Source organism: Leucobacter holotrichiae, assembly GCF_055791005.1.
The window spans coordinates 520,848-545,554 of sequence record NZ_JBVUAC010000001.1 but is presented as its reverse complement, the minus strand read 5'-3'; the positions used below and the strand labels follow the sequence as shown (position 1 = coordinate 545,554).

At 69.6% G+C, this 24,707-nt stretch carries 17 protein-coding genes and 2 tRNA genes; 11 read left to right on the top strand and 8 right to left on the bottom strand.

The features are described 5' to 3' along the window. Window positions 1-15 precede the first annotated feature (15 nt). Window positions 16-957, top strand: coding sequence for an NAD(+) diphosphatase (gene nudC / locus AC0KXF_RS02550; RefSeq protein ID WP_473107702.1), 942 nt, complete (start codon window positions 16-18; stop codon window positions 955-957). After that, window positions 947-2,629, top strand: coding sequence for an ATP-dependent helicase (locus AC0KXF_RS02545; protein ID WP_473107701.1), 1,683 nt, complete (start codon window positions 947-949; stop codon window positions 2,627-2,629). The genes nudC and AC0KXF_RS02545 overlap by 11 nt, the downstream gene beginning before the upstream one ends. Window positions 2,630-2,712: 83 nt before the next feature. Here the strand turns inward: AC0KXF_RS02545 and AC0KXF_RS02540 are convergent, their stop codons facing one another. Together AC0KXF_RS02540 and AC0KXF_RS02535 are read right to left on the bottom strand one after the other, a co-directional pair. Next, window positions 2,713-3,543: a hypothetical protein gene (locus tag AC0KXF_RS02540; protein ID WP_473107700.1), complete on the bottom strand. Its 831-nt coding sequence runs from the start codon at window positions 3,541-3,543 to the stop codon at window positions 2,713-2,715. A gap of 155 nt (window positions 3,544-3,698) precedes the next feature. Continuing rightward, the gene (locus AC0KXF_RS02535) at window positions 3,699-5,135 is read right to left on the bottom strand and encodes a zinc-dependent metalloprotease (protein ID WP_473107699.1); all 1,437 of its coding nucleotides are present in this window, start codon (window positions 5,133-5,135) and stop codon (window positions 3,699-3,701) included. A 134-nt stretch (window positions 5,136-5,269) separates the two neighbouring features. Between AC0KXF_RS02535 and AC0KXF_RS02530 the strand changes: the two genes are divergently transcribed. Further along, on the top strand, window positions 5,270-6,358 hold the full coding sequence (locus tag AC0KXF_RS02530) for a YlbL family protein (protein WP_473107698.1): 1,089 nt from the start codon (window positions 5,270-5,272) through the stop codon (window positions 6,356-6,358). A 116-nt stretch (window positions 6,359-6,474) separates the two neighbouring features. Continuing rightward, complete coding sequence (locus tag AC0KXF_RS02525) at window positions 6,475-9,522, top strand: UPF0182 family membrane protein (protein WP_473107697.1); 3,048 nt, start codon at window positions 6,475-6,477, stop codon at window positions 9,520-9,522. A gap of 217 nt (window positions 9,523-9,739) precedes the next feature. Here the strand turns inward: AC0KXF_RS02525 and AC0KXF_RS02520 are convergent. After that, window positions 9,740-9,813 (bottom strand) — tRNA-Met (locus AC0KXF_RS02520). A gap of 174 nt (window positions 9,814-9,987) precedes the next feature. Here AC0KXF_RS02520 and AC0KXF_RS02515 point away from each other — a divergent pair. Further along, window positions 9,988-11,859: a heavy metal translocating P-type ATPase gene (locus AC0KXF_RS02515; protein ID WP_473107696.1), complete on the top strand. Its 1,872-nt coding sequence runs from the start codon at window positions 9,988-9,990 to the stop codon at window positions 11,857-11,859. Window positions 11,860-11,945: 86 nt separating this feature from the next. Here the strand turns inward: AC0KXF_RS02515 and AC0KXF_RS02510 are convergent. Beyond that, window positions 11,946-12,019: transfer RNA gene (locus AC0KXF_RS02510), tRNA-Met, on the bottom strand. Between the two features lie 181 nt (window positions 12,020-12,200). Between AC0KXF_RS02510 and AC0KXF_RS02505 the strand changes: the two genes are divergently transcribed. Together AC0KXF_RS02505 and AC0KXF_RS02500 are read left to right on the top strand one after the other, a co-directional pair. Further along, window positions 12,201-13,712, top strand: a complete 1,512-nt coding sequence (locus AC0KXF_RS02505) for a S1C family serine protease (protein ID WP_473107695.1) — start codon at window positions 12,201-12,203, stop codon at window positions 13,710-13,712. An 83-nt stretch (window positions 13,713-13,795) separates the two neighbouring features. Further along, complete coding sequence (locus tag AC0KXF_RS02500) at window positions 13,796-16,204, top strand: CDP-glycerol glycerophosphotransferase family protein (protein ID WP_473107694.1); 2,409 nt, start codon at window positions 13,796-13,798, stop codon at window positions 16,202-16,204. 73 nt (window positions 16,205-16,277) lie between these two features. On the opposite strand, the gene AC0KXF_RS02495 is transcribed toward AC0KXF_RS02500, so the two are convergent. Continuing rightward, window positions 16,278-17,318 carry a glycosyltransferase family 2 protein gene (locus AC0KXF_RS02495; protein ID WP_473107693.1) on the bottom strand — a complete coding sequence of 347 codons (1,041 nt, stop codon included), beginning with the start codon at window positions 17,316-17,318 and terminating at the stop codon, window positions 16,278-16,280. Between the two features lie 175 nt (window positions 17,319-17,493). Between AC0KXF_RS02495 and AC0KXF_RS02490 the strand changes: the two genes are divergently transcribed. Then, window positions 17,494-18,714 (top strand): CDP-glycerol glycerophosphotransferase family protein, encoded by a 1,221-nt coding sequence (locus tag AC0KXF_RS02490; protein ID WP_473107692.1) that lies wholly within the window; start codon window positions 17,494-17,496, stop codon window positions 18,712-18,714. An 84-nt stretch (window positions 18,715-18,798) separates the two neighbouring features. Here the strand turns inward: AC0KXF_RS02490 and AC0KXF_RS02485 are convergent, their stop codons facing one another. Together AC0KXF_RS02485 and AC0KXF_RS02480 are read right to left on the bottom strand one after the other, a co-directional pair. Next, entirely contained in the window at window positions 18,799-19,536 is a 738-nt protein-coding gene (locus AC0KXF_RS02485) for an ABC transporter ATP-binding protein (RefSeq protein WP_473107691.1), read from the bottom strand. A 1-nt stretch (window position 19,537) separates the two neighbouring features. Beyond that, complete coding sequence (locus AC0KXF_RS02480) at window positions 19,538-20,326, bottom strand: ABC transporter permease (protein WP_473107690.1); 789 nt, start codon at window positions 20,324-20,326, stop codon at window positions 19,538-19,540. Between the two features lie 347 nt (window positions 20,327-20,673). Between AC0KXF_RS02480 and AC0KXF_RS02475 the strand changes: the two genes are divergently transcribed. From AC0KXF_RS02475 to AC0KXF_RS02465, 3 genes are read left to right on the top strand one after another with little or no spacing between them, the layout of a single operon-like run. Continuing rightward, entirely contained in the window at window positions 20,674-21,489 is an 816-nt protein-coding gene (locus AC0KXF_RS02475) for an ABC transporter ATP-binding protein (RefSeq protein ID WP_473107891.1), read from the top strand. Next, window positions 21,459-23,030, top strand: coding sequence for a hypothetical protein (locus tag AC0KXF_RS02470; RefSeq protein WP_473107689.1), 1,572 nt, complete (start codon window positions 21,459-21,461; stop codon window positions 23,028-23,030). The genes AC0KXF_RS02475 and AC0KXF_RS02470 overlap by 31 nt, the downstream gene beginning before the upstream one ends. A 32-nt stretch (window positions 23,031-23,062) precedes the next feature. Further along, complete coding sequence (locus AC0KXF_RS02465; RefSeq protein ID WP_223044277.1) at window positions 23,063-23,335, top strand: DUF3039 domain-containing protein; 273 nt, start codon at window positions 23,063-23,065, stop codon at window positions 23,333-23,335. A gap of 43 nt (window positions 23,336-23,378) precedes the next feature. Here the strand turns inward: AC0KXF_RS02465 and AC0KXF_RS02460 are convergent, their stop codons facing one another. Continuing rightward, window positions 23,379-24,701, bottom strand: coding sequence for a nicotinate phosphoribosyltransferase (locus tag AC0KXF_RS02460; RefSeq protein WP_473107688.1), 1,323 nt, complete (start codon window positions 24,699-24,701; stop codon window positions 23,379-23,381). Between the last annotated feature and the right edge of the window lie 6 nt (window positions 24,702-24,707).

Genomic DNA, 24,707 nt, shown 5'->3' with positions numbered 1-24,707 from the left:
AAGAGAGGAAACGCGATGATCGTCGATTACCCTCCGCTCGCTGGAAGCGCTCTCGACCGCGACGCTGAGACCCGTGCCGACATCGAGCGTCTGAGGTCGGCGTGGCGCGAACCCTCCGCGAAGCTGTTGCGCGTGCGGGGAGTCGAGATCCCGATCATCGACGGCCCCGCGACCGGCGAGGGAGAACCGCGCCTCGCGCTGATCGCCACGGACGGCGAGTTCGAGGAAGCCGATCACGATCTGCGCGCGACTCACCTCTATCTCGGGAGAGCCGAGGGCGACCCGGTCTTCGCGACGCTGATCGCCGAGCACGACTCCGAAAGAAGTGTCGAGGTTCCGGGGGAGGAATGGCGGCACCCGTTCGAGATCGCCGACAGGCTCCCCGAGTACGAGCGGGAGATGATCTCCGTCGCATTCGGGCTCATCCGCTGGCACGAGTCATCAAGGTTCTCCCCGCGAGACGGGAGCCTCACCGAGCCCGGGCTCGGCGGCTGGATGCGACGGGACGGGCACGGGGGCGAGCACTTCCCCCGCACCGACCCCGCAGTGATCGTGCTGATCGAGCACGAGGACCGGGTGCTCCTCGGATCGAACGCGCTGTGGGAGAGCGGAAGGTTCTCGCTGCTCGCCGGGTTCGTGGAGACGGGTGAGTCGCTGGAGCAGGCGGTCTCCCGAGAGGTGTTCGAGGAGTCGGGGGTGCGCCTGAGCGACATCCGGTATGTGACCTCGCAGCCCTGGCCGTTCCCCCGGTCGCTCATGCTCGGATTCCGGGCGCGCCTCGCGGCTGACGCGGACCCGCTCGACCTGAACCCCGACCCCGAGGAGATCTCGGAGCTGCGGTGGTTCAGCCGTGACGAGCTGCGCAGTCCGGGGCCGGGCATCACGCTGCCGATGCCCCTCTCGATCGCCCGATGGATGATCGACCGCTGGGTGGCGGAGGGCGCGCATGGCGACTGACACCGATGCGATCCTCGCCGACCTCGACCCGGAGCAGCGCGAGATCGCGGAGTGCCTGCGCGGGCCCGTCGCCGTATTGGCGGGAGCAGGGACCGGCAAGACCCGGGCGATCACCCATCGCATCGCGCACGGGGTGCGCAGCGGAGTGTACGCGCCCGATCGTGTGCTCGCCGTGACGTTCACCCGGAAGGCGGCCGGGGAGCTGCAGGGGCGTCTGCGAGGGCTGGGAGCCGAAGGCGTGCGTGCTCAGACGTTCCACGGCGCCGCGCTCGCGCAGCTGGGGCATTTCTGGCCGCAGCTGGTCGGCGGGGCGGCGCCGCAGGTGCTGCCGGGCAAGGTCGCGGCCCTCTCGCAGGCCGTCGAGAGCATGGGACTCCGCCTCGGAGGCGAGGCGCTGCGGGACGCGGCCTCGGAGATCGAGTGGCGTAAGACCTCGATGCTGAGCATCGACGACTACGCGGAGCGGGTGCAGGATCGTCCGCTGCCGCAGGGGCTCACGCCCGAGCAGCTGGTCGACGTGCATCGCGCATACGCGACGCTGCTGGAAGAACGCCGCCAGATCGATTTCGAAGACGTGCTCGTGCTGCTCACCGGAATGCTCGAGACCGAGCCGCTGGCGGCGCTGCAGGTGCGCGAGCGATATCGCTTCTTCACGGTCGACGAGTTCCAGGACGTCTCGCCGCTGCAGCACGCTCTGCTGCGCGTGTGGCTCGGGGACCGCGACGATCTCTGCGTGGTGGGCGATGCCAGCCAGACCATCTACTCCTTCGCCGGCGCCACGAGCTCCTACCTGCTGCGATTCGGGGTCGAGTACCCGCACGCGCGCGAGATCAGGCTCGAGCGCAACTATCGGTCGAAGGAGCCCGTGGTGCGCCTCGCCAATCGCCTCATGCGAGACCGGCCCGGCGCGCTCACGCTGCAGGCGACGCGCGAGGACACCGCCGGTGCTGCACCGACGTTCGAGTGGTTCGGCAGCGAGCACGATGAGGCAGCCGCCGTGGCCGACTCGATCGCTGACGCGATCCGTACGGGCACCCCGTCCTCGGAGATCGCCATCCTCTACCGGACGAATGCGCAGTCCGCGCGTTTCGAGGAGGCGCTGCAGCAACGTGGGATCAGCGTCCGTGTGCATGGCGCGCAGCGGTTCTTCGAGCGCGCCGACGTGCGGCAGGCCGTCATGCTGATCCGGGGCGAGGCGAAGGTCGCGGACCCGAGGCCGCTGTTCCAGATCGTGAGCGATGTGCTGCGCTCGGGAGGCTGGACCGAGAAGGCGCCCGAGGGCGCTGCGGCGCGGGAACGCTGGGAAGCGCTCAGCGCGCTGCTCGCGCTCGTGGACGAGATGCCGCCGGGTGCCGGCATCCGGGAGTTCAGCGACGAGCTGCTCGCACGTCAACGCACCCAGCACGAACCCACGATGGAGGCCGTGACGCTCAGCGCCATCCACGCCGCGAAGGGGCTCGAGTGGTCGATGGTGCACGTGGTCGGTATGAGCGAGGGGGTGCTGCCGATCGCCCACGCCGTCGACGAGGCCGCCATCGAGGAGGAACGGCGTCTCGCCTACGTCGCGTTCACCCGTGCGCGAGACGTGCTGCGGCTCTCCGGTGTCGGCGGGGGTGCGCGCGCTCCGAGGCAGCCGTCTCGCTTCCTCGCGGAGGTCGGGCTGCTGGCGTAGGAACGAGGCCGACACGGGCCTGAGCGCGAGGTTCCCTCCCCGGCCGGCTCCCGACCTCCGCCTCGACACCCCGGCACCGTCCGCTACGCGGGGGCGCACGCGCACTCCGGGTGAGGGGCCACACGGGCGAGACCGGGCGCACCGCTCACCTGGCCTCGTCGCATCGGTATGGTCGCGCGCGTTGTGTGGGCCGCCGGGTCTCCCGCTCGCCACCTGCCGATGAGCAGTGCGGCGAATGCCGCCGCCATGTGAGCTCCCGCGGCGGTTTCGCTGCGAGGGCTCGAACCGTAGAGCTGCGCAGCGAGCACGGGGTAGGCCGGATCCTCGGCGAGCATCGTGAGCGCGCAGCAGGTGTGGCAGGGAGCGCCCCGCGACGATACGAGGGGGCCGACGACGACTGCCCGATCGGTGAATCTGATGAGCAGGTGCGGCACCGCGCGGCTGAGCCAGCGCTGCGCCCGCTCGAGCGGTTCGAGGTAGCGCTCGATGTGCACGACGAGTTCGTATTCCTCATCGGGACCCGGCTGCGAATCGAGCGCGCACAGGCCGGTGGCGCCGAGCGCCTCTCTGAGGCCGGGAACCTCGCGCCCGTCGTCGCAGAGCAGCGCGCGCAGCGATGGGTGCGGATGCTCGGGCGGTGAGTCGCCCGTCGGCGCGAGGGGCGCCGACTCCAGGGCGGGGGAGAGCGTCGCGAGCAGCTCGCGCGTCTCATACGGGGTCGCCCCCAGGCGCCGAGCCTCGAGGGCGAGTCGGCGCGGGGCGATCCCCGATACGAGGGCGCCGAGGAGGCGCTGAGCGCCGGGGCTCGGCCGTCGCACGCGGGCCTGCGCGTGTTCGAAGCCGATGCGCAGCGTCTCGGGATCCTCCCAGCACAGAGGGAAATCGGGGTGTATACGGGTGATCGTGTCTTCCATGACACGATTCTGGAGCGCCGAGCCGACGGGCGATCCGCTATCCACAGGCAGCGGGCCGGATCGTCGAGAATTCGGTCGATCCTGCTGTCTGTGAGCGAAGTACTGAGGCCGCGGCCGGGCTGCCTCGGGGGAACCCGGGGCAGCCCGGGAGAGTCTTATACCGGGTGCCCCGGCTCGCCGCTCCCGTCCTCGCCGCGACTGCCCTCGTCTCGCCCGTCCTCGCCGCCCTGGTGAGGCGGCAGCTCGCCGTCGAGCAACTGCGCCAGTGCTGCGTCGAACTCGTCGGCCTCGGCATCGGGGGCGGCGCCGGCAAGGCCGAGCCGCTCGAGCAGTCGCGCCGGATGGTCGAGCTCCTCGGCGGTCGGGAGCAGATCAGGATGCGCCCAGAGTCCGTCGCGCGTCGCGGCGTCGCTGCGCTCCGCCACGAGACGCCAGACCGCGGCCGCGTCGCGCAGGCGCCGGGGCCGCAGCTCCAGACCGGCGAGGGCGGAGAACGCGTGCTCCGCCGGTCCGCCGGTCGCGCGGCGTCTCCGCACCATCTCGGCGATCGCGTCGGCTCCCGGGATCCGCTTCGCGGCCTCCGCGGTGACGACGTCCACCCAGCCCTCCACGAGCGCCAGCATGGTCTCGAGCCTCCCATGCGCCGCCTCTTGGGCCTCGGTCTTCGGCGGGATCAGCGCGCCGTTCGAGATCAGCTCCTGAATCTGCGCGGGGTTCTGAGGGTCGATATCGCGTGCCATCTCCTCGATGCGGTCGGTATCGATCCGGATCCCGCGAGCATAGTCCGTGATCGCCGTCAGCAGGTGCAGCCGCAGCCACTTCGTATGCCTGAACAGCCGCGCGTGGGCGAGCTCCCGCACCGCGAGGTACAGCGTCACCGCCTCCGGATCCTGATCCAGTCCCTCCGCGAAGGCCGCGACCCCGCTCGGGAGCAGTGCGCCGCCCTCGCGACCGGGGCCCGAGAGCAGCGGGATCCCGATATCCCCGGCCGAGACGACCTCACCCGAGAGCCGCCCGACGATACTGCCGAGCTGCACGGCGAACAGTGCGCCGCCCACGCTTCGCAGCATGGGGGTCGCCCCCTGCAGTGCCTCGCTCAATTCCTCGGGCATCTGGCTCTGCAATGCGTTCATGAGCGCGCGCGTGATCGATTCGGCCACGGGCTCGGCCAGGCTGATCCAGGTGTCGACCGACTGCTGCACCCACTCGATGCGGGTGAGCGTGCGCGGCGCGTCAGGAGTCGGCCCCAGCTCGGTCGCCTCGTCGAGCCACAGTGCGGCGACGGGGAAGGCGCGCATCGCGGGCGCGGGATCGCCCGCCGGAGTGCCGCTCGCGGCTTCGATGGCGGTGCGACGCGCGGTCGACCAGTCGATCTCGTCGCTGGGGTGCTGCATCGCGCCCTGCAGCGTGCTGAACAGTCCCTGCAGCGTCCGGGGATCCACCGGAATGCCCGCCGCCTTCGCGAACTGCTCGGCATCCATGCCGTTCATCTCGGAGCCGCCGCCCTGCAGCATCTCCCGCAGGATGCGCTGCAGCTCCTCGAAGTCCTCCGGACCCCGATCGCCCGAGTTGTCGTGGTCGCTCTCGCTCATTACCCGCTCCTTACGCTCCTGCGTCGTCAACCACGCTACGGCACCTCCGTCAGATCCGCCTGCTAGATTGGCCGACGCTCGGCGAATCCCATTGCGCCGACTGCGAACAACCGTGAGACCCGGCGAGGAGACGAGTGGACGACGAACTGATGGAACGCCGTCGCCTGCGCGTCCTGCTCGTTCTCGCCCTGCTCGCCTGCGCGGTGCTGCTGGCGGCGCTGATCCCCTCGCCGTTCGCGATCGAGCGACCCGGGCCCGTCGTCGACACGCTCGGCGAGGTGCAACTCGAAGACGGGAGCACGGGGCCTGTCATCGCAGTCGAGGACACGGAGCTGTTCGAGACCGAGGGCGAGCTCAACCTGCTCACCGTCTCGATTCTGGGTGACCCTGAGCACCCGCAGAGCTGGCTCTCGCTGCTTCCGGCGCTCTTCGACCCGGCGCAGCGGGTGGCCCCCGTGACAGAGTTTTATCCCGAGGGCGTCACTCTCGAGCAGCGGCAGGATCAGAACGCCGCGTACATGGACTCCTCCCAGCTGCAGGCAGCGGCTGCCGCGTTCCGGTGGCTGGGAGAGCCCGTGGAGGTCGAGCTGAGCGTGGCGGGTGTGATCCCTGACGGCCCCTCCGCCGGCGTGCTCGAGGAGGGCGACGTGCTGCTGACGGTCGATGGCGAGCCGATCGCCGACTTCGGCGAGCTGCGGTCGCGCGTCGGCGCGGCGGGCGAGGGCGGGCGGATCGCCGTCGGGTTCGAACGCGACGGCGACCGGCGGGAGGCGACGCTCGAACCCCGCGTACCCCAGGGCGGGGGAGAGCCCTTGATCGGCGCGACGATCGCGTCGCAGTACGACCTTCCGCACGAGGTCGACATCAGTCTCACCGAGATCGGCGGACCGAGCGCGGGCCTGGCCTTCGCGATGGGGCTCGTCGAGAAGCTCACGCCCGGCAGCATGCTCGGAGACCTCACCGTCAGCACGACCGGCACGATCACCGACGAGGGCGAGGTCGGTGCGATCGGCGGTCTGACGCAGAAGATGTGGGCGGCGGATCGCGCCGAGAGCGACCTGTTCCTCATGCCGCTGGGCAACTGCGGCGACCTGCCTCAGCAGCGGCCAGACGGACTCCGGATCGCACCCGTCGCGAACCTCGGCGAGGCCGTCGCCGCAGTGGAGGCCGCGGCGGCCGGGGAGGAGCCCGCCGGAGTCGAGCGCTGCGACATCGACGGGTAGCGGTTCTCCGACGCTCGAGCTCGGGCTCTTTGTCAGCGGCGACCGATAGGGTGGTCCGCAGAACCCGCCCGGCGCGCCTCAGGCGCGCACTCAGGACAGGAAAGTAACTCGAAGACGTGACCGACCAGAACGCAGGCGCTCCGGCTGCCAGTCCGCGAAGAATCTCTCCACTCGCCATCACCGTCGTGCTGGTGGTGCTGCTGATCCTCGGCTTTCTCGCCGTCGCCTCGGTGTTCACCGAGGTGCTCTGGTACCGACAGGTCGGGTATCTGCCGGTGCTCACCACGCAGTGGATCGCAGCGGCGGTGATGTTCCTCATCGGCTTCGTCGGCATGGCGGTGCCGCTGTTCTTCGCGATCGATATCGCCTACCGGAAACGGCCGGTCTATGCGCGCCTCACCGCGCAGCTCGATCGGTACCAGGAGCTCTTCGAGCCGCTGCGGCGACTGGTGAAGTGGGCACTCCCTGCCGCGTTCGGTCTGTTCGCGGGCATCAGCACCGCGACGCAGTGGCAGCGCGCATTGCTCTGGCTGAACAGCGAACCCACCGGTGAGAAGGATCCGCAGTTCGGATTCGACGTCTCCTTCTACCTCTTCGACCTGCCGATTCTGCAGGGGATCGTGGGGTTCGCGTCGGCGGTCACGCTCATCGCGCTCATCGCGGGAGTCGCCACGAGCTATCTCTACGGCGGCATCTCGTTCTCGGGGCGCGACGTACGCGTTTCGAAGGCCACCCGCATCCAGGCCGCGGTGATCGCGACCCTCTACCTGGCATTGCAGGCCGTGAGCCTGTGGCTCGACCAGTACGCCTCGCTCACGGAGACCGGGGGGCGCTGGACGGGCGCCCTGTTCCAGGACGTGCACGCCGTGATCCCCGGCAAGCAGATCCTCGCGGGCATCGCGGTGATCGTCGCGGTGCTGTTCCTCGTGACGGCCTTCACGGGCAAGTGGCGGCTGCCGGTCATCGGCACCGCTCTCTTCCTCGTGTCGAGCATCGTGCTCGGAGTGGGCTACCCGTGGGCCGTGCAGCAGTTCCAGGTCGGGCCCGACGAGAAGAGCCTCGAAGCCGAGTACGTCGAGCGCAATATCGAGGCCACCCGCGCCGCCTACGGCATCGACGACGTCGAGGTCGAGCGCTACGACGCGGTGACGGATGCGGAACCCGGCGCGCTGCGCAACGACGCTGTGACGACCGCGAACATCCGCATCATCGACCCCGAGATCGTCTCTCCCACCTTCTCGCAGCTCGAGCAGATCCGTCAGTACTACAAGTTCCCCTCCTCCCTGAACGTCGACCGCTACGAGATCGACGGGGAGGTCGAGGACACGGTGTCGGCGATCCGCGATATCGACATCAGCGATCAGGACGGCTGGTACAACCGCACGCTCGTCTACACCCACGGCTACGGGCTCGTGGCGGCCTTCGGCAACCAGCGGTCGCCCGGCGGCGAGCCGGTGTTCCTGGAGAACGGGATCCCGACCAGCGGCAAGCTGGGCGAGTTCGAACCCCGCGTCTACTTCGGCACCAACTCTCCCGAGTACTCGATCGTGGGCGGCGAGCGGGATCGCGCCATCGAGCTCGACTTCCCGGCCGACGCCGAGAGCTCGGCCGAGGCCTCCGCTGAGAACGAGGAGGGTGCGACACCCGCCGAGACCTCGGGCGAGCAGGAAACCGTCGAACCGGAGAGCACGGAGGCTCCCGCCGAGAACGAGGAGGGGCGTCAGAACATGACGACCTTCTCGGGCGACGGCGGGCCCGAGCTGAGCAACCTCTTCACCAAGCTGATCTACGCGCTGAAGTTCCAGGACATGGAGGTGCTGCTGTCGGGCGCCGTGGTCGACGGATCGCAGATCCTCTACGACCGAGACCCCGTGGACCGAGTGCAGAAGGTGGCGCCCTACCTCACTATCGACGGCGCCCCCTACGCCTCGGTGGTCGACAACCGGATCGTCTGGATCGTCGACGGATACACCACGTCTTCCGATTACCCGTACTCCGAGGTGACGGACATGAACGAGCTGACGGTCGACGCCGACAACGAGCGCACCGACCCTCTGCCGAAGCCCGTCAACTACATCCGCAACTCGGTCAAGGCCACAGTCGATGCCTATGACGGCTCGGTAAAGCTGTACGCCTGGGACGATGACGATCCGCTGCTCAAGGCCTGGGGCAACATCTTCCCCGACACGCTCGAGAGCGTTTCCGAGATGAGCGGCGACCTGCTCGCTCACGTGCGCTACCCCAGCGATCTCTTCAAGGTGCAGCGCGCGATGCTCGGCGAATACCACGTCACCGACGCCGACGCGTTCTACTCGGCCGAGGACCGCTGGCGCACACCCAACGACCCCGTGTCGAGTTCGAGCGGGGGCAACGCGCAGACGCTGGCGCAGCCGCCCTACTACCTGACGCTCGCCGCGGGCGCCGATGCCGAGCCGAACTACTCGATCTACTCGACCTACATCCCCGACCAGCAGGGCGAGGGATCGCGAGACATCCTCACCGGGTACCTCGCGGCGAACTCCAACGCGGGCTCGAAGGACGGCGAGGTATCCGACGAGTACGGCACGCTCAAATTGCTGACGCTGCCGAAGGGCGATCCGATTCCCGGCCCCGGACAGGTGCAGAACAGCTTCACCACGGATTCCGAGGTGTCGCGTCTGCTCAACATCCTGCGCCAGGGTGAGAGCCAGGTGATCAGCGGCAACCTGCTGACCCTGCCGGTCGGCGGGGGCCTGCTGTACGTGCAGCCGGTGTACGTGAAGGCGTCTTCGGGTACGAGCTTCCCGATCCTGCAGAAGGTGCTCGTCGCGTTCGGCGACCAGATCGCCTTCGAGGACACGCTCGATGAGGCGCTCGACGCGCTCTTCGGGGGAGACTCGGGTGCCAGCGCCGGAGACGGAGGCACCACGACGACGACCGAGGACCCGACGACCGACGATCCGGGCGACGCCGGTGACACCGATTCCGGTGATTCAGGTTCGGCCGACAGCGGCGGGGCCGCGGGATCCGGAGGGGCGAACGCGTCGCTCGACGAAGCTCTGCGCGAGATGCAGCAGGCGATTCGCGACCGCGACAAGGCGATGCAGGACGGCGATTGGACCGCCTTCGGCGACGCCGACGAGCGGCTGCGCGCGGCGCTCGAGGACGCGCTGGCTGCGGAATAGGGCGGTCGGAACTCATCAGGGCGGTCCGGCCGGGAGCATTCTCCCGGCCGGACCGCCTCGGTGTTTGAGACGGTGTGGGAATCGCCGGAGTCCTGACAGGCCCGGGTGCGCGTCATCTCGGCGGTAAACAGCGTCGGGTGCCGGCCGCCTCAACGGGGGAGCCTGGAAAGCAAACAGCCTCTGACCGAGTTTTGCCTGGTCAGAGGCTGTTTCTTCGTTGCGGGGGCAGGATTTGAACCTACGACCTCCGGGTTATGAGCCCGGCGAGCTACCGAACTGCTCCACCCCGCGGCACACCTCCAATCTACTCAGAGGTGAGCCGACATCCAAATCGACGCGCGGACGGTGGTGCGGAGGCCGAGGAAGAGGGTGTGCGCGGGCGCGGGCGGTGAGTGCGGACGCGGCTCCGTTCGCGATAGCCTGGATCTGTGAAACAGCTGATGCAGAACGCCGACTGAGGATCCCGTGAAGCGCCTGCGCACGGCGATCCGTGCTTATCCGTTCGTCTTCGCGACCCTGCTCGTCGCGATAGCGGGGCTGCTCCTTCTGGTCACTCCGGCTCACCGTCTCGTGCCGTGGCTTGTGAGCGCGTACGCGATCGGCATCGCGGTGTGGCAGGCGATCGGTATGATCCGTTCCCTGCTGCGGGGCCATGCCGGGCTCGACATCCTGGCAGTCACCGCGATCGTGGCGACAGTGGCGGTGGGCGAGTACTGGGCCGCACTCGTGGTGGTGCTGATGCTCACCGGAGGAGAGGCTCTGGAGGACTACGCGCAGCACCGTTCGCAGCGCGAGCTGACCGCGCTGCTGAGCCGGGCGCCGCAGCAGGCGCGTCGCGAGATCGAGATCGACGGTGCACCCGGCTTCGAGACGATCGACGTCGATGATGTCGCGGTCGGCGATGTGCTGCTGGTCAGGCCGGGGGAGTTGGTGCCGGTCGACGCGGTGCTGCTCGACGAGGCGGCCGCGTTCGACGAGTCGTCGCTCACAGGCGAGAGTCTGCCGGTGGAGCGCGTGGCCGGTGAGATGGTGGCCTCCGGCGCGGTGAACGGGCGGGCAGCGGTGCGGATGCGGGCAGCCGCGGTCGCCGACGACAGTCAGTATCAGCAGATCGTGACCCTCGTGCGCGAAGCGCAGGAGAGCAGGGCGACGACCGTGCGCCTCGCGGACCGCTACGCCGTGCCGTTCACGCTGCTCTCCCTCGCGATCGCGGCCGCGGCCTGGGTGGTGAGCGGCGAGGCCGTCCGCTTCGCCGAGGTGCTGGTGGTGGCGACGCCGTGCCCGCTGCTGATCGCGGCCCCGGTCGCGTTCCTGGGCGGCATGAGCCGGGCGGCGAAGGCGGGACTCATCGTGAAGGGGGGAAGCGTGCTCGAGCAGCTCGCCCGTGTGCGGTCGGTGGCCTTCGACAAGACGGGTACGCTCACCACGGGTCGACCCGAACCGCGCCGTGTCGAGCCTGCCGCGGGTTTCGATGAAGACGAGGTGCTGCGGCTCGCCGCCTCCGCGGAGGTGTACTCCTCGCACGTGCTCTCGGGTGCCGTCATTCAGGCGGCGAAGCTGCGCGATGTCGAGCTGCTGCCGGTCGAGGCGGCCGAGGAGCACGCGACGAACGGGGTCGCGGCCCATATCTCCTCGGGCGTCGTGCGTGTCGGAAAGCCGGCCTGGATCGCCGAGCACGCGAGGGGAATGGTCCGTGCGCGGTTGGAGGCCGGGGAGCTCGCGATCTACGTCTCGCTGGACGACCGTTTCGTCGGCACGATCGTGATGCGGGATCGACTCCGAGGCGATGCGGCGAGCACGGTGGCGGAGATGCGCGCGCTCGGGGTCGAGCGCATGGCGATGGTCACCGGTGATGTGGCCGCGACCGCGGCTCCCTTCGCGGCCGAGATCGGCATCGAGGAAGTGCACGCCGAGTGCCGCCCGGCGGACAAAGTGCGGATCATCGCCGGCATGGGACCCCGCCCGCTGATGATGGTGGGTGACGGCCTCAACGACGCTCCCGTGCTGGCCGCGGCCGACGTGGGTTTCGCGATGGGGGCGAAGGGTGCGACGGCGGCGAGCGAGTCGGCCGATGCCGTGAATCGTTTCGACCGGATCTCCGGCGCGGCTGAAGCGGTGAGGATCGGCCGGGACACCGTGCGCATCGCGCTGCAGAGCATCTGGCTCGGCATCGTGATCAGCGTCGGACTGATGGTCGTCGCGGCACTCGGTTTTCTGCCGGCCCTCGTGGGTGCCTGGCTGCAGGAGGCCGTCGATCTCATCGCGATCCTCGGCGCCCTCCGGGCACTGCGGGCGCCGGGGCATCGCAGTGGGGAGCGTAGAACCCGTCGCCGATAGAAACCGATACTCGAGCGCCGGATCACCGCGTCTGGAAACCAAACAGCCTCTGACCGGGTTTTGTCTGGTCAGAGGCTGTTTCTTCGTTGCGGGGGCAGGATTTGAACCTACGACCTCCGGGTTATGAGCCCGGCGAGCTACCGAACTGCTCCACCCCGCGGCACAAGAAATAACTATACGTGGCGGCCGACTCGAATGCAAATCAGGGGTGGACTTGAGCGGAGGTCCCTGCCAAGACCGCACTCTCCGGCATCCCGATGATCCGCAGGCGACATGCAGTGCTCGTAAATGCAATTCATAAGTTCGCAGGCCAGGGTAGGAGCAAGAGAAGGGAGCCCCCAATGACGACCACCCCCGAGAACGACCGACCGGGCGCTCAGTACGACCCCTCCGCCCCGGCGAGCGCCGGTGAGGGCGCTGCGCCGCAGCACACCGGCCAGGCGGGAGCCGAGCGGTCGGCGCCTCAGCCGGCGCCGATGTCTCACACCGCGCCGACGACACAGCTGCCCGAGAACGTCGCCGAGCACCAGCAGACGGCCGCGTGGCCGCAGGACGCCCCCGCCGGCCAGGGCGCCCCCGCCGGCCCGGGCGCGCCCACGGGGCCAGGCGCCCCCGCCGGGACCGCGACCGCTGCCGCGCACCCCAAGAGCCGCAGCGGTGCGCTGCTCGCCGGTCTCGCGATCGGCGCGCTGCTCGGCGGCGTGGTGGGCGGAGGGGTCGCCGCGATCGTCGCCTCGAACGTGGCCCCTCAGACGGTGGCTCAGAGCGGCAATTCGGGCACGCTGACCCTCAACAACGCCGACAACGCGACGCAGATCTCGGGTGTCGCCGCGGTCGCGACACCGAGCGTCGTCACGCTCGAGGTCGCGGGCGAGGGCGCGTCGGGCTCGGGTTCGGGCGTGATCTACCGCGAGGACGGCTACATCATCACCAATGCCCACGTCGTCACGCTCGACGGGGCGACCTTCGATCCGCAGGTGCGCGTCAAGCTGAGCGATGGCCGTATCCTCGACGGGGAAGTGGTCGGCACCGCTCCCTACGCCGACCTCGCCGTGGTCAAGGTCGACGCCGACGACCTGCCCGCGATCAAAACGGCAGATTCGAGTCAGCTCAACGTCGGCGACCTCGCGGTCGCGATCGGAGCGCCGCTCAACCTCGCGAACACCGTGACGAGCGGTGTGGTCAGCGCGGTGAATCGAGGAATCTCGGTCGGCAGCGCACTGGTTCCCCAGGATCCCACGCCGCAGCAGGACGAGGGGGGAAGCGGTTCGGCTCCGTGGGACTTCCGCTTCGGGCTCCCCGGCGAAGACCAGCAGCAGGAGCAGCAGCAATCGAACAGCGGCACCGTCACGCTCCCGGTCATCCAGACGGATGCCTCGATCAACCCCGGTAACTCGGGCGGTGCGCTGCTCAACGGCAACGGAGAGCTGATAGGCATCAATGTCGCGATCGCGTCGCCCACGAGCTCGCAGGGCGTCGCCGGCAGCGATGGCCTCGGATTCGCCATCCCGGTGAACCTGGCCACCCGCGTCGCAGACGAGATCATCGACGGCGAGAAGCCCTCGCACGGCCTGCTGGGCGCTTCGGTCGCCGATTCCAGCCAGGACACCGATGAGGACGCGAACCACGCCGGTGGCCTGCTCGTCGATGTCTCCCGGGGCGGAGCGGCCGCCAAGGCCGGCCTGCGCGCAGGGGACGTCATCACCGCCGTCGACGGCGTGCCCGCGGTCGACGGCACCTCGGTCTCGGCGCTCGTGCGCATGCACGCGGGCGGGAGCACCGTCTCCATCGAGTACACCCGCGGTGGTCAGCCGCACGAGACCGAGGCCACGCTCGGCACCCTCGAGTGGTGAGGGCGCGCGGAGGGGGCGTGCGGACCGCATCGCGATAGCCGTCCCTCTCCGCGCACCCCGCTCTCGGCGGTAAGCTGACTCCGATGAGTAACGCCGGATTCAGCTTCGCGAGCGGCAATCTCGCCAAGCTGCTCGCGCTCCCCAAGTATCTGCTGTCGCTGCTCGTCTCGTGGTTCATTCCGCGGGATGAGCAGCGCTGGGTGTTCGGGAGCGGTATCGGCGTCGGCGAAGGCGCGCTGGCTCTCGCCCGCGCCCTGCGCGCGGCCGACCCCGAGGCCGGCATCACCTGGTTGGTGGCCGACGACTCCGAAGCCGCGATCGCGCGGGCGGAGGGGTTCGAGCCCGTGCTCAGGCGGGGCCGTTCGGGGTACTGGGCGACGCTGCGAGCGGGTCGGATCGTGGTCACCCATGGACTGGGCGACGCCAATCGGTTCGGAATCTACGGCGGCACCGTCGTGCAGCTCTGGCACGGTGCTCCGCTCAAGCGGCTGCACCTGGACTCTCCCGTCACCACCGCCGTGCGAGGCCCCGCGCCCGTGCGCGCGCTGCTGCGACGCATGTACCTCGCCGGTTCGCGCGAGGTCGACCTATTCGTGGCGGGCTCGATCACCGCGGCGGAGCGCCTGCGCTCGGCGTTTCGCGTCGATCCGGGCAGGGTGCGCGTGCTCGGCGATCCGAGAGACGACGAGCTCGCGCAGCAGGCGCGCGACCCCGAAGCGGCGGCCCGCGCGCGGGACAGGCTGATCGAGGCGCTCGGCGACTCCGGAGCGTCGGTCTCCGAGTCCGAGGCGATCGTGCTCTACGCCCCGACCTGGCGCGACGGGGACGCCGATCCCGGAGTTCCGACCGCGACCGAGATCGAGTTGATCCGACGCACTCTGAGCGAGACTTCAGCGCATCTGCTGATCCGATCGCATCCGCTCGGCGTCGGGGCCTACGAATCGCTGCTCGGGGAGCGGGTGCACCTGCTCGGCGCGGATCGCGTGCGCGACATCACTCCGCTGCTCGGCGGCGTCGACACCGTCATCACCGATTACTCCTCGCTCGCCGTCGATTTCTCGTTGCTCGGGCGTCCGATCGTGTGGTTCGCACCCGACCTCGAGCGCTACACCGCCACCCGCGGACTCTACGAACCGCTCTCCGTGACGAGCGCGGGGCGCGTGGAGCACGACTGGGACGACGTCACCCGCCGCCTGATGGAGTTGCACGGCAGCGTCCACGCATTGCGCGCGGCCCAGGCCGATGCGAGGGCGCTCGCCGCCCGATTCCACGCCCACCCCGAGGGGGGAGCGGCTCAGCGGGTGCTCGCGGAGATCCATCGCCTGAGCCTTCCGCCGAGTCAGCTGGTCACGGCCGGATCGGTGTTCTTCGAGAGCTTCTACGGCAGGCAGGTGAGCTGCAATCCGCTGGCGATCGACCGCGAGATCGTGAGACGGTTCCCGGCCGTGACTCGATACTGGAGCATCACCAGCGAGCGGCAGCGGGTGCCCGATGGCGCCGTGCCGCTGCTCGTCGGCGGACGCGAGTGGTTCGCGGCGCGCCGCACCGCGCGCCTGCTGGTCGTCAACGACTGGTTGCACGGGGGAGTCCGGGGGCGAGGCGGTTTCCGTCGTGGTCGCGGACAGACCGTGCTGCAGACCTGGCACGGCACCATGCTCAAGCACCTCGCGCTCGGTCGCCCGCACGTCGGGCTGCGCACCCGCATCGCCGTCCATCGCGAGAGCCGGCGATGGAGTCTCATGCTCTCGCAGAACCCCCACTCCACCGAGCAGTTCCGGTCGAGCTACGCTTTCCGTGGCGAGATCCTCGAAACGGGCTACCCGCGCGACGACAGGCTCGCCCGCGCGATGGTGGGGACGGAGCGCAACCCGGTCGTGGTCGGCACGGCGCGAGCGGTGCTCGGGATCGACCCCGGAACGTCGGTGCTCGTCTACGCCCCGACCTGGCGCGACGGCGCGCTCACGCTCGTCGACGACCTCGACGTCCGGGCGCTCGCCGCGGAACTCGGCCCGGAGTGGACGATCGTCGCTCGCGGCCACACCCGCACTCATGCGTTCGGCAGCTACGGCGGGTTCGGAGCCTTGGAGGAGGCAGCCGCCCGAGTGATCGACGCGTCGCAGCACCCGGACGTGAACGACGTGATTCTCGCGGCCGACCTGCTCGTCACCGACTACTCCTCGATCATGTTCGACGCCTCCATCACGCACCTGCCCACGGTCTTCTTCGTCCCCGACCTCGCGGCCTACCGTGATCGCGAACGAGGGTTCACGTTCGATTTCGAGCGGGAAGCGCCGGGACCGCTGCTCTCGCGGCGCGAAGAGGTGGTCGAGTGCGCTCGCGAGCTCGCCTCGCACGGAGCCGACGCGGCGTGGGTGCGGGACGCTGCTCCCGCCGCCGGTGCCTGGCGGCGGCGCTTCAACCCTCACGACGACGGACGGGCCTCGGAGCGGGTGGTCGACGCCCTGGTCGAGCGGGGCGCGCTCGGAGAGTAGCGGAGGTCAGGGCCTCGCGGAGGCGGGGATCAGCGCGGGGCGCTCGCGGGAACCGGGACCGGTGCGCGGTCCCTCACACGCGCGAGCGGTCGACCACGCGGCCGCCCCCGAGCACGATGCCGCGGAGGAAGCCGGATCCCCAGCTCAGGTGCATGGTCACGAGCGTCGCCGCGGTGAGGAGGCGATCCCGCAGTCCTCGCTGATCGGGGATCTGTGCGGTGGCGTAGGCGATCCCGAGCAGGTACAGCAGCGCGGGCACCGGCAGCAGCGACCACCCGGAACCCCAGGGGAGAACCCCGCAGACGAGCAGCACGAGCCCCGCCAGGCTCGCCGCGATCCCGAGCACCAGGAGTCCGGGGGCGAAGAACCGCCAGGGGTTCGCGCGCCCGTAGCGCCGCACGAGCACGGCGCGCCAGGCGCCGGTCGCGAAGAACTGGCGCGCCAGATCGCCCAGGGAGGCGCGGGGCCAGTAGGTGACGCCGAGGACGGGCTCGAACCAGACGAGGTAGCCCGCGCGGCGGATGCGCAGGTTGAGCTCCCAGTCCTCGCCGCGCAGGATCGTAGGGTCGTAGCCTCCCACGGCCTCGAGCGCCTCTCGGCGGAAGATGCCGAGGTAGGCCGATTCGGCGGGCCCGGGTTCCCCGTCGCCGTGATAGGCGCCGCCCCCGAGGCCGAACGGACTGTTGTATCCCCGTGCGATCGCCGACTGCACCGGCCCCCGACCGGCGGCGCGCATCACGCCGCCGACGTTGACCGCGTTCTCGCGGCGCAGCGCCTCGATGCCGCGCCGGGTGTAGTCGGGCGTGAGCTCTGAGTGCGCGTCCACGCGCACCACCACGGGGAAGCGGCTCGCCTCGATGGCCAGGTTGAGAGCCGTCGGGATGTGGGTCGCGGGGTTCTCGACGAGGCGAACCCGAGGATCGCGCTCCGCGAGCGAAGCGGCGATCTCATCGGTGCGGTCCCGCGAGGGGCCGAGGGCGAGCACGATCTCCTTCTCGCCCGCGTAGTCCTGGGCGAGGATCGTGAGCACGGCGGTCTCCAGATACGCCTCCTCATTGAGCACCGGCATGATGTAGCTCACGGCGGGCAGCTCTGGGAGGGGCGGGAGAGTCACCCGTCGATCTTCCCACAGGAGCGTCGAGGGCGGCTGATACCTCTTTTCACGTGATCGAGATGACGCGGGGCGCCCCTCACCGGCGCTGTCGGGGGCCACAGGCGTCATCTCGATCACGGAGTCGGGGGTGTCGGGATCCGGGTGGGACTCAGAGGAGGCGCGATATTCTGAGGGGATGCAACTGGCGAAAGACGCGAAGCGCGCGGTGCGGCTTGCGAAACGTGTGCTGAAGGGCCGGCGCGCCTACTTCGATCTCAGGGCCCGGCTCCAGGAGCGCGGCCCGCTGCCCGAGCAGCGCTTCCGCGTGGGCGTCTACTTCGCCGACAGCGACGTCAACATCTATCAGATGCGCCAGTGGTACGCGCCGCTGCAGGAGCTGTCGAAGCGGTGGCCGGTGCTGGTGCTCGCGCGCAACGCGGCCGGCGCGCGGCAGCTCATGCAGGAGAGCGGTCTCGACGTGGCCTTCGTGCAGAAGGTCACGGATATCGAGCGCGTCATCGAGGAGCAGCCCCTCGAAGTGATCCTGTACGTGAATCAGAACACCCGCAACTTCCAGATGATGCGCTACGGGCAGCGCTGGCACGTGTTCGTCAATCACGGCGAGAGCGACAAGATGTACATGACCAGCAACCAGTACAAGACGTACGACTGCGCGCTGGTCGCGGGCGACGCCGCACGGTCGCGCCTGTCGAAGGCGCTCTGGGACTACGACGTGGACCGGCGCACGATCCCGATCGGCCGCCCGCAGGCCGACCATCTCACCGGCACCCCGCCGTTCGTGCCGGACGACCGCACGGTGGTGCTCTACGCCCCTACGTGGGAGGGCGATCGTCCCGCCGCGTGCTACGGATCCGTGGCGACCCACGGCGAAAGGCTGGTGCGCGAGCTGATCGCCACAGGCCGGCACCGGGTCGTGTACCGCCCGCACCCCCGCAGCGGGGTGGTCGACTCGGAGTTCGGCGCCGCGAACGCCCGGGTCATCGAGATGCTGGAGGAGGCCAACCGGCGGGATCCGGCGGCGCAGCACGTCTACGACACTTCGCCGGCGCTCGGCTGGCAGCTGAGCCTGCCCGATGTCGCTATTTGCGACATCTCGGCGATGGTCTACGACCGTCTCGCCACGGGCAAGCCGCTCATGGTGACCCGCCCGGTGGCTCCCGAGGCGGAGGTGGACGAGGGCGGGTACCTCAGCGTCTGCGAATGGCTCGACGCGGATCAGGCCGGCGATATCGTGTCGGTGCTGGATCGCGTGATCGGCGACGAGGCCGCGCGTGAACGGCTCGGTACCTGGTCCCAGCACTACTTCGGGGACACCTCGCCGGGGGCGCCCACCCGCCGCTTCCACGAAGCCATCGAGGGGCTGCTCGCGAAGGCCGCGGAGTGGCGGTCGCGCTAGGCGCGCCGCGCTCCGGCCGCGGCGGCGCGATGCCGCGGCCGGCGGCCGCTCCGCCGCGCTCCCCGCGGCGGGGGAGGGCGCGGATCACACGGGATGGTCCGTGTTGTAGCGATCCAGCACGTCCTCGATCGGTCCGTCGAGCGCGAGACGGCCTTTGTTGAGATACAGACCCCGGGTGCAGAACCTGCGCAGGTCGCCCTCGCGGTGGGAGACGAGGAACAGGGTCTTGCCCTGGGCCAGCAGCTCTTCGATGCGCCGGTAGCACTTGGCCCGAAACGCCTTGTCGCCCACGGCGAGCACCTCGTCGACGAGCAGCACGGGCTCGTCGAGCTGCGAGACGACCGAGAAGGCGACGCGCACCTTCATGCCGCTGGAGAGGTGCTTGAAGGGAGTGTCGATCACCTCCTCGGCACCCGCGAACTCGATGATGTCGTCGAATCGGTCGGCGATCTCGCGACGGCTGAGACCGTGCAGGCCCGCCGCGAGGTTGACGTTGTCGCGCACGGTGAGGTCGCCGACGAAGCCGCCCGTGATCTCGATCAGGGGGGCGACCCCGCCGTGCACGGTCACCGAGCCCTCATCGGGCAGCAGCACCCCCGCGACGAGCTTGAGCAGCGTCGACTTGCCCTGCCCGTTGCGGCCGACGACGCCGATCGCCTCACCCGGTCGAACGTCGAAGGAGACCTCGCGCAGCGCCCAGAACTCGCCCGGGCGGCCGCGGCGTCGGCGACCGGCGAAGAGGTCCTTGAAGCTGCGGCGGGATCCGCGGTTGCGGCGGAACCGGATGCCGAGTCCCTGTACGGAGATGATTGCATCGCTCACGTCATAGCTCCTTCAGGACGCCGCCGATGGAACGGTTGAAGAGGATGATGCCCGCGGCAAGGATGGCCGCGGTGAGGCCCGCAGAGGTGGCGACGAGCGGCCAGTCGAGCTGATCGGGGAAGAATCCCGCGCGGAAGAGCGCGAAGATGCCCGAGAGCGGATTGAGCCAGGCGAGCGGCTGGGCGAACTCGGGCAGGTCGGCGGCGCCGTAGATGACCGGCGAGGCGTAGAAGCCCATTCGGAGCAGCAGCTTGATCGCGCGCTCGAGGTCGCGGAAGAACACGACGAGGGGTGCGAGGATCAGGCCGATCCCGAGCGTGAAGGCCGCGAGCAGCACGACCGCGAGCGGGAACAGCACCACGCCCCACCCCACGTGGGCGCCGCTGAAGATCGCGAAGAGCACGAGCACCGGGATGCTCAGCAGGAACTCGACCCCCTTGGTGCAGATGATGCGCCCGACCCAGATCCATCGGGGCAGCGCCACCGATCGCACGAGCTTGAGGTCGCGCAGGAACGCGTTGCTCGAGTCGCTCACCGCGCCCTGCACCCACACCCATGGCATGAGAGCGGTGAGCAGGAAGACGATATAGGGTGCCTCGCCCACCGTGCGGTGGAACACCTGGGTGAAGATGAACCAGTACATCAGGCTCATCAGCAGGGGATCGAGGATCGACCACAGGTAGCCGAGCGTCGAGGTCGAGTACCGCACCTTCAGGTCGCGACGACTCAGCATCCACAGCGAATGCCACGTCGTCGCCCGCGAAGAGCGGGATCGGGGGTAAGAAGTCACACTGCCATTCTGCCGGTTTCCGGCTCCCGGCGAGCGCACACTCTCCGAGCCCGATGATTTGATAAATTAGACACGTGCCGCCCGTATCGCCTTCGACCGATCCTGTTTCCGAGCCGGAAGAGAGCTCGAGGCCGAGCGAACCGGTTTTCGACGACCGAGAGGCGACGCCCCCGCGGGGCGCCGGATCCGGCGGTGCTCCGGCAGCCCCAGCCGGTTCGCCGCGCGTGCGCCCGAGCCGTACTTCGAGCGACGCCGGGAGCGGTGCCGCAAGTGAATCTCCTGAGAGCCGGAGCGCGGCCGAGCCCGCCTCCGCGGCTCCGCCGCGCACCGGTCGCATTCAAGTGCCCGTGCCCTCGGTGGTGCGAGCGAGGGAGCGCGGCCGGCTGGCCGAGCAGAAGCCGATCGTGCTGCGCACCGAGATGCTGACCAAGACTTACGGCTCCCTCGTCGCCGCGAACGAGGTCTCGATCGAGGTGCACGAGGGTTCCTTCACCGGTGTGGTCGGCCCCAACGGTGCGGGCAAGACCACCACGCTCTCGATGATCAGCGGCCTGCTGCGTCCCACCTCGGGGCGCGTGAGCGTGCGCGACGTCGACGTCTGGAGCGACGGACCCGCGGCGAAGCGTCTCATCGGCACCCTGCCTGACCGCCTGCGCCTGTTCGACCGCCTCACCGGTGCGCAGCTGCTCTACTACTGCGGTGTGCTGCACGGCGTCGAAGAGGGGACGGTAGCGCAGCGCTCGGCGGAGCTCGCCGAGGCGTTCGGCCTCGAGTCGGCGCTCGGCCGCCTCGTCTCCGACTACTCGGCCGGCATGCAGAAGAAGATCGCCCTGGCCTGCTCCATGATCCACGCCCCCGAGGTGCTGGTGCTCGACGAGCCCTTCGAGGCGATCGACCCGGTCTCGGCCTCGAACGTCACTGAGATCCTCGAGAAGTTCGTGGGCGGCGGCGGCAGCGTGGTCATGTCGAGCCACAGCCTCGACCTGATCCAGCGTGTCTGCGACCACGTCTCGATCATCGTCGACGGCAGCGTCATCGCGCAGGGCACCGTCGACGCGGTGCGCGACGGCCTCAGCCTGGAGGAGCGGTTCACCCGTCTGACCGGCATGAGCGATGCAAGGAAGGGGCTGGAGTGGTTGCACGGCTCTTCCGACTCCGAGTAGCGCTGCTGGGCGGCGCGTTCAGGGGGTCGTTCGTCAAGGGCCTGCGCACCTCGCTGCTCTACGTTCTGCTCGCCGCAGCTGCGGTTCTCCTCGCAGTACTGCCCGCTCGGCTGCTGCCCGAGGGCTCCGATCGCGCGATCGTCGACGTGATCATCGGCACGGTCGTGCTCGCGGCGGTCTTCGTGGTGCCGTTCTTCGAGAATCGGCGCAACCTCGAGCCGCGGCAGTTCGTGCAGTTCCCCGTGAGCTCCGGCGCCATCGGGTTCTCGTTGCTGCTGACCTCGATCGTGACCTGGCCTTTCCTGCTGCTGCTGGTCTGGCTGATCGCTCTCGGCGTGCTGCGGCCCGAGTGGGCCGAGCCCGGCTGGATCGCTCCCGTCGCGCTGCTGCTCGCTGCGACCCTCGCCCTCTGCAGTGTGCGTGTGACCTCGACGCTCTCCAAGCTGATCGCCGGAGCGCGCAACGCCGGAACGATTCGCACGGTGGGCGCGGTGCTGCTCGTCGCCTTCCTGCCGGTCGCCGTGTTCGCGGCCGCCACGGCGTTCGGTGCCGAGGGGTCGGCCGCAGCCTCCGCGGGTGCCGAGGTCGCGGGCTGGACCCCGTTCGGCGCGCCCTTCGCAGCACTGGCTCTGGCGGCCGCGGGCGATCTTGACGGAGCTCTGCTGCGCCTCGCCGTGACGGTCGGCGCGATCCTGATCCTGCTGCTCGTCTGGTTCCCCCTCGTGAACCTCGTTAATCAGCGGGTCGACCGCCCTGTCGCCCCCGACGCCGCTCGCTCGGGCCTCGGCTGGTTCGAGCGCTTCGCGGCGCAGCCCGGCCAGGTGATCGCGGCGCGCGAGCTCACCTACTGGGCGAGGGATCCGCGATACCGCGTCGCGCTCTTCGCGATCCCGATCGCACCGCTCGTGATGCTGATCGCGTTCGCCGTGGCGGGCGCCGATCTGCGTGCGCTGTCGCTCGTGCCGCTGCCGGTCATCCTGCTGCTGCTCGGCTGGTCGCAGCACAACGACGTGTCGATGGACTCGACCGCGATCTGGGAGCACGTGGCGAGCGGCATCCGCGGTCGTGCGGATCGCGCGGGTCGCCTCGCCCCGGTGCTGCTCATCGGCCTGCCGCTCGCGCTCATCGGGTCGAGCATCACGGTGACGATCCTCGGCGAGTGGCGAGTGCTGCCGGCGGTGATCGGCATGAACGTGGCGGTGCTCTTCGCGGCGTGCGCGGTGTCGAGCGTGTTCTCGGTGCTCATGCCCTACCCGGCGACGCGCCCCGGCGACAGCCCCTTCTCCCAGCCGCAGTGGTCGGGATCGGGATCGGGGCTCGCGCAGACGCTGTCGATGATCTTCGCCCTGCTGCTCGCCGTGCCCCCGGTGTGGTTCGCGGTCAGCGCGATCCTCGACGTCGAGTTCGTGAGCAACATGTGGGCGCTCGCGTTCGGCGTCGGATACGGCCTGGTCGTGCTGCTGCTCGGCGTGTTGATCGGCGGATGGCTCTTCGATCGCAGCGGGCCCGAGCTCATCGCGGTCACCCAGGTCTTCGACTGACGTTCCGCGCAGCCGCGAGGTACAATTGCGCCATGGGTATTTTCTCGCGTGATCCGGATACCGCTGGCGGGGGCACCGATGTGCTCGACCGCGAGCTCGAGAAGCTGCTCGAGGATTCGCAGATCGAGGACGGCGACCACGAGCGCTTCTCGCACTACGTTCCCAAGGACAAGATCCTCGAATCGGCCGTGACCGGCAAGCCGGTGCGCGCGCTCTGCGGCAAGAAGTGGACGCCGTCGCGCGATCCCGAGAAGTTCCCGGTCTGCCCCGACTGCAAGCGGGTGTACGAGCGCATGAAGAAGTGACCGACGCAGTCGGTCATCCTGTGCGCAGTCGCAGGGTCCCTGCCTAGACGTACTCGGTGGGGATCGCGGGATCGCCGCGGGTGAGGCTGAGGGCTACCGGAGGCAGCTCGGCGAGGCGCATACGGTGCCTCTCACGGGCCGCTGCCAGCCCTTCGGTGCCGATGTGCTCGGGCAGGATCTCGCCGGCCCGCACGAGCGGGACGAGCACCTCACGGGTCTTGCCGGGCAGCTCCCCACCCTCCGGTTCACCGCCGGGGCCGTCTCCGAGCAGGATGAACTCGGCCGTCGCGGTGCCCCTGGGGTTGTAGCTGCGGCGCACGCTCTTGCGACCGCCCACGGATGCCTTCTCGGCCGACTTCTTCGCGACCGAGATCCACTCGCCGGCATCGTTCTGATGGGCGACGAGCTTGTACACCATACCCATCGTGGGGGTGCCCGAGCCGACCACGACCGACGTGCCGACGCCGAAGCTGTCGACGGGGGCCGAGGCGAGCGCCGCGACGGTGTGCTCGTCGAGATCGTTCGTCACGGTGATGCGCGTGCGGGTGGCGCCCAGTTCGTCGAGGAGCCGGCGCACCTGCGCGACGACCACGGGAAGGTCGCCCGAGTCGATGCGAACGGCGCCGAGCTCGGGGCCTGCGACCTCGATGGCGGTGCGTACCCCCTGTTCGATGTCGTACGTGTCGACGAGCAGGGTGGTGTCGGTGCCGAGGGCGGCGACCTGCGCCTCGAAGGCCTGTCGCTCGCTGTCGTGCAGCAGTGTGAAGCTGTGGGCGGCGGTGCCCATGGTCGGGATCCCGTAGAGCCGGCCCGCCTCGAGGTTCGAGGTGGCGCTGAAGCCGGCCAGGTATGCGGCGCGTGCGGCGGCGATGGCGCTGTACTCGCCGGTGCGTCGCGAGCCCATCTCGGCGAGGGGCTTGCCGCCCGAGGCGTGGCTCATGCGCGAGGCCGCGGTGGCGACGGCCGAGTCGGCGTTGAGGATGCTGAGCGCGAGAGTCTCGAGCAGCACGCCCTCGGCGAAGCTCGATTCGACGGTGATGAGGGGGGAGCCGGGGAAGAAGACCTCGCCCTCGGGGTAGCCCCAGATGTCGCCTGAGAAACGGAAGTCGGCCAGCCAGTCGAGGGTCGCGGAGCTCACGACCTGTCGCTCGCGCAGATACTCGAGTTCGGCTTCGGTGAAGCGGAAGCGCTCGATCGCGTCGAGCAGACGGCCCGTGCCGGCGACCACACCGTAGCGCCGCGCGCCGGAGAGGCGTCTCGCGAAGAGTTCGAAGACGCTGCCGCGGTGGGCCGTGCCCGCCTGCAGGGCGGCGTCGACCATGGTGAGCTCGTAGTGGTCCGTGAGGAGAGCCGTTGACGTGTGCACGCCGCC

Coding starts and splice junctions, on each gene's coding strand:
- AC0KXF_RS02505 (WP_473107695.1), top strand. CDS start 12,201: ATGACGACCACCCCCGAGAACGACCGACCGGGCGCTCAGTACGACCCC.
- AC0KXF_RS02490 (WP_473107692.1), top strand. CDS start 17,494: ATGCAACTGGCGAAAGACGCGAAGCGCGCGGTGCGGCTTGCGAAACGT.
- AC0KXF_RS02535 (WP_473107699.1), bottom strand. CDS start 5,135: ATGAGCGAGAGCGACCACGACAACTCGGGCGATCGGGGTCCGGAGGAC.
- AC0KXF_RS02465 (WP_223044277.1), top strand. CDS start 23,063: ATGGGTATTTTCTCGCGTGATCCGGATACCGCTGGCGGGGGCACCGAT.
- AC0KXF_RS02500 (WP_473107694.1), top strand. CDS start 13,796: ATGAGTAACGCCGGATTCAGCTTCGCGAGCGGCAATCTCGCCAAGCTG.
- nudC (WP_473107702.1), top strand. CDS start 16: ATGATCGTCGATTACCCTCCGCTCGCTGGAAGCGCTCTCGACCGCGAC.
- AC0KXF_RS02545 (WP_473107701.1), top strand. CDS start 947: ATGGCGACTGACACCGATGCGATCCTCGCCGACCTCGACCCGGAGCAG.
- AC0KXF_RS02540 (WP_473107700.1), bottom strand. CDS start 3,543: ATGGAAGACACGATCACCCGTATACACCCCGATTTCCCTCTGTGCTGG.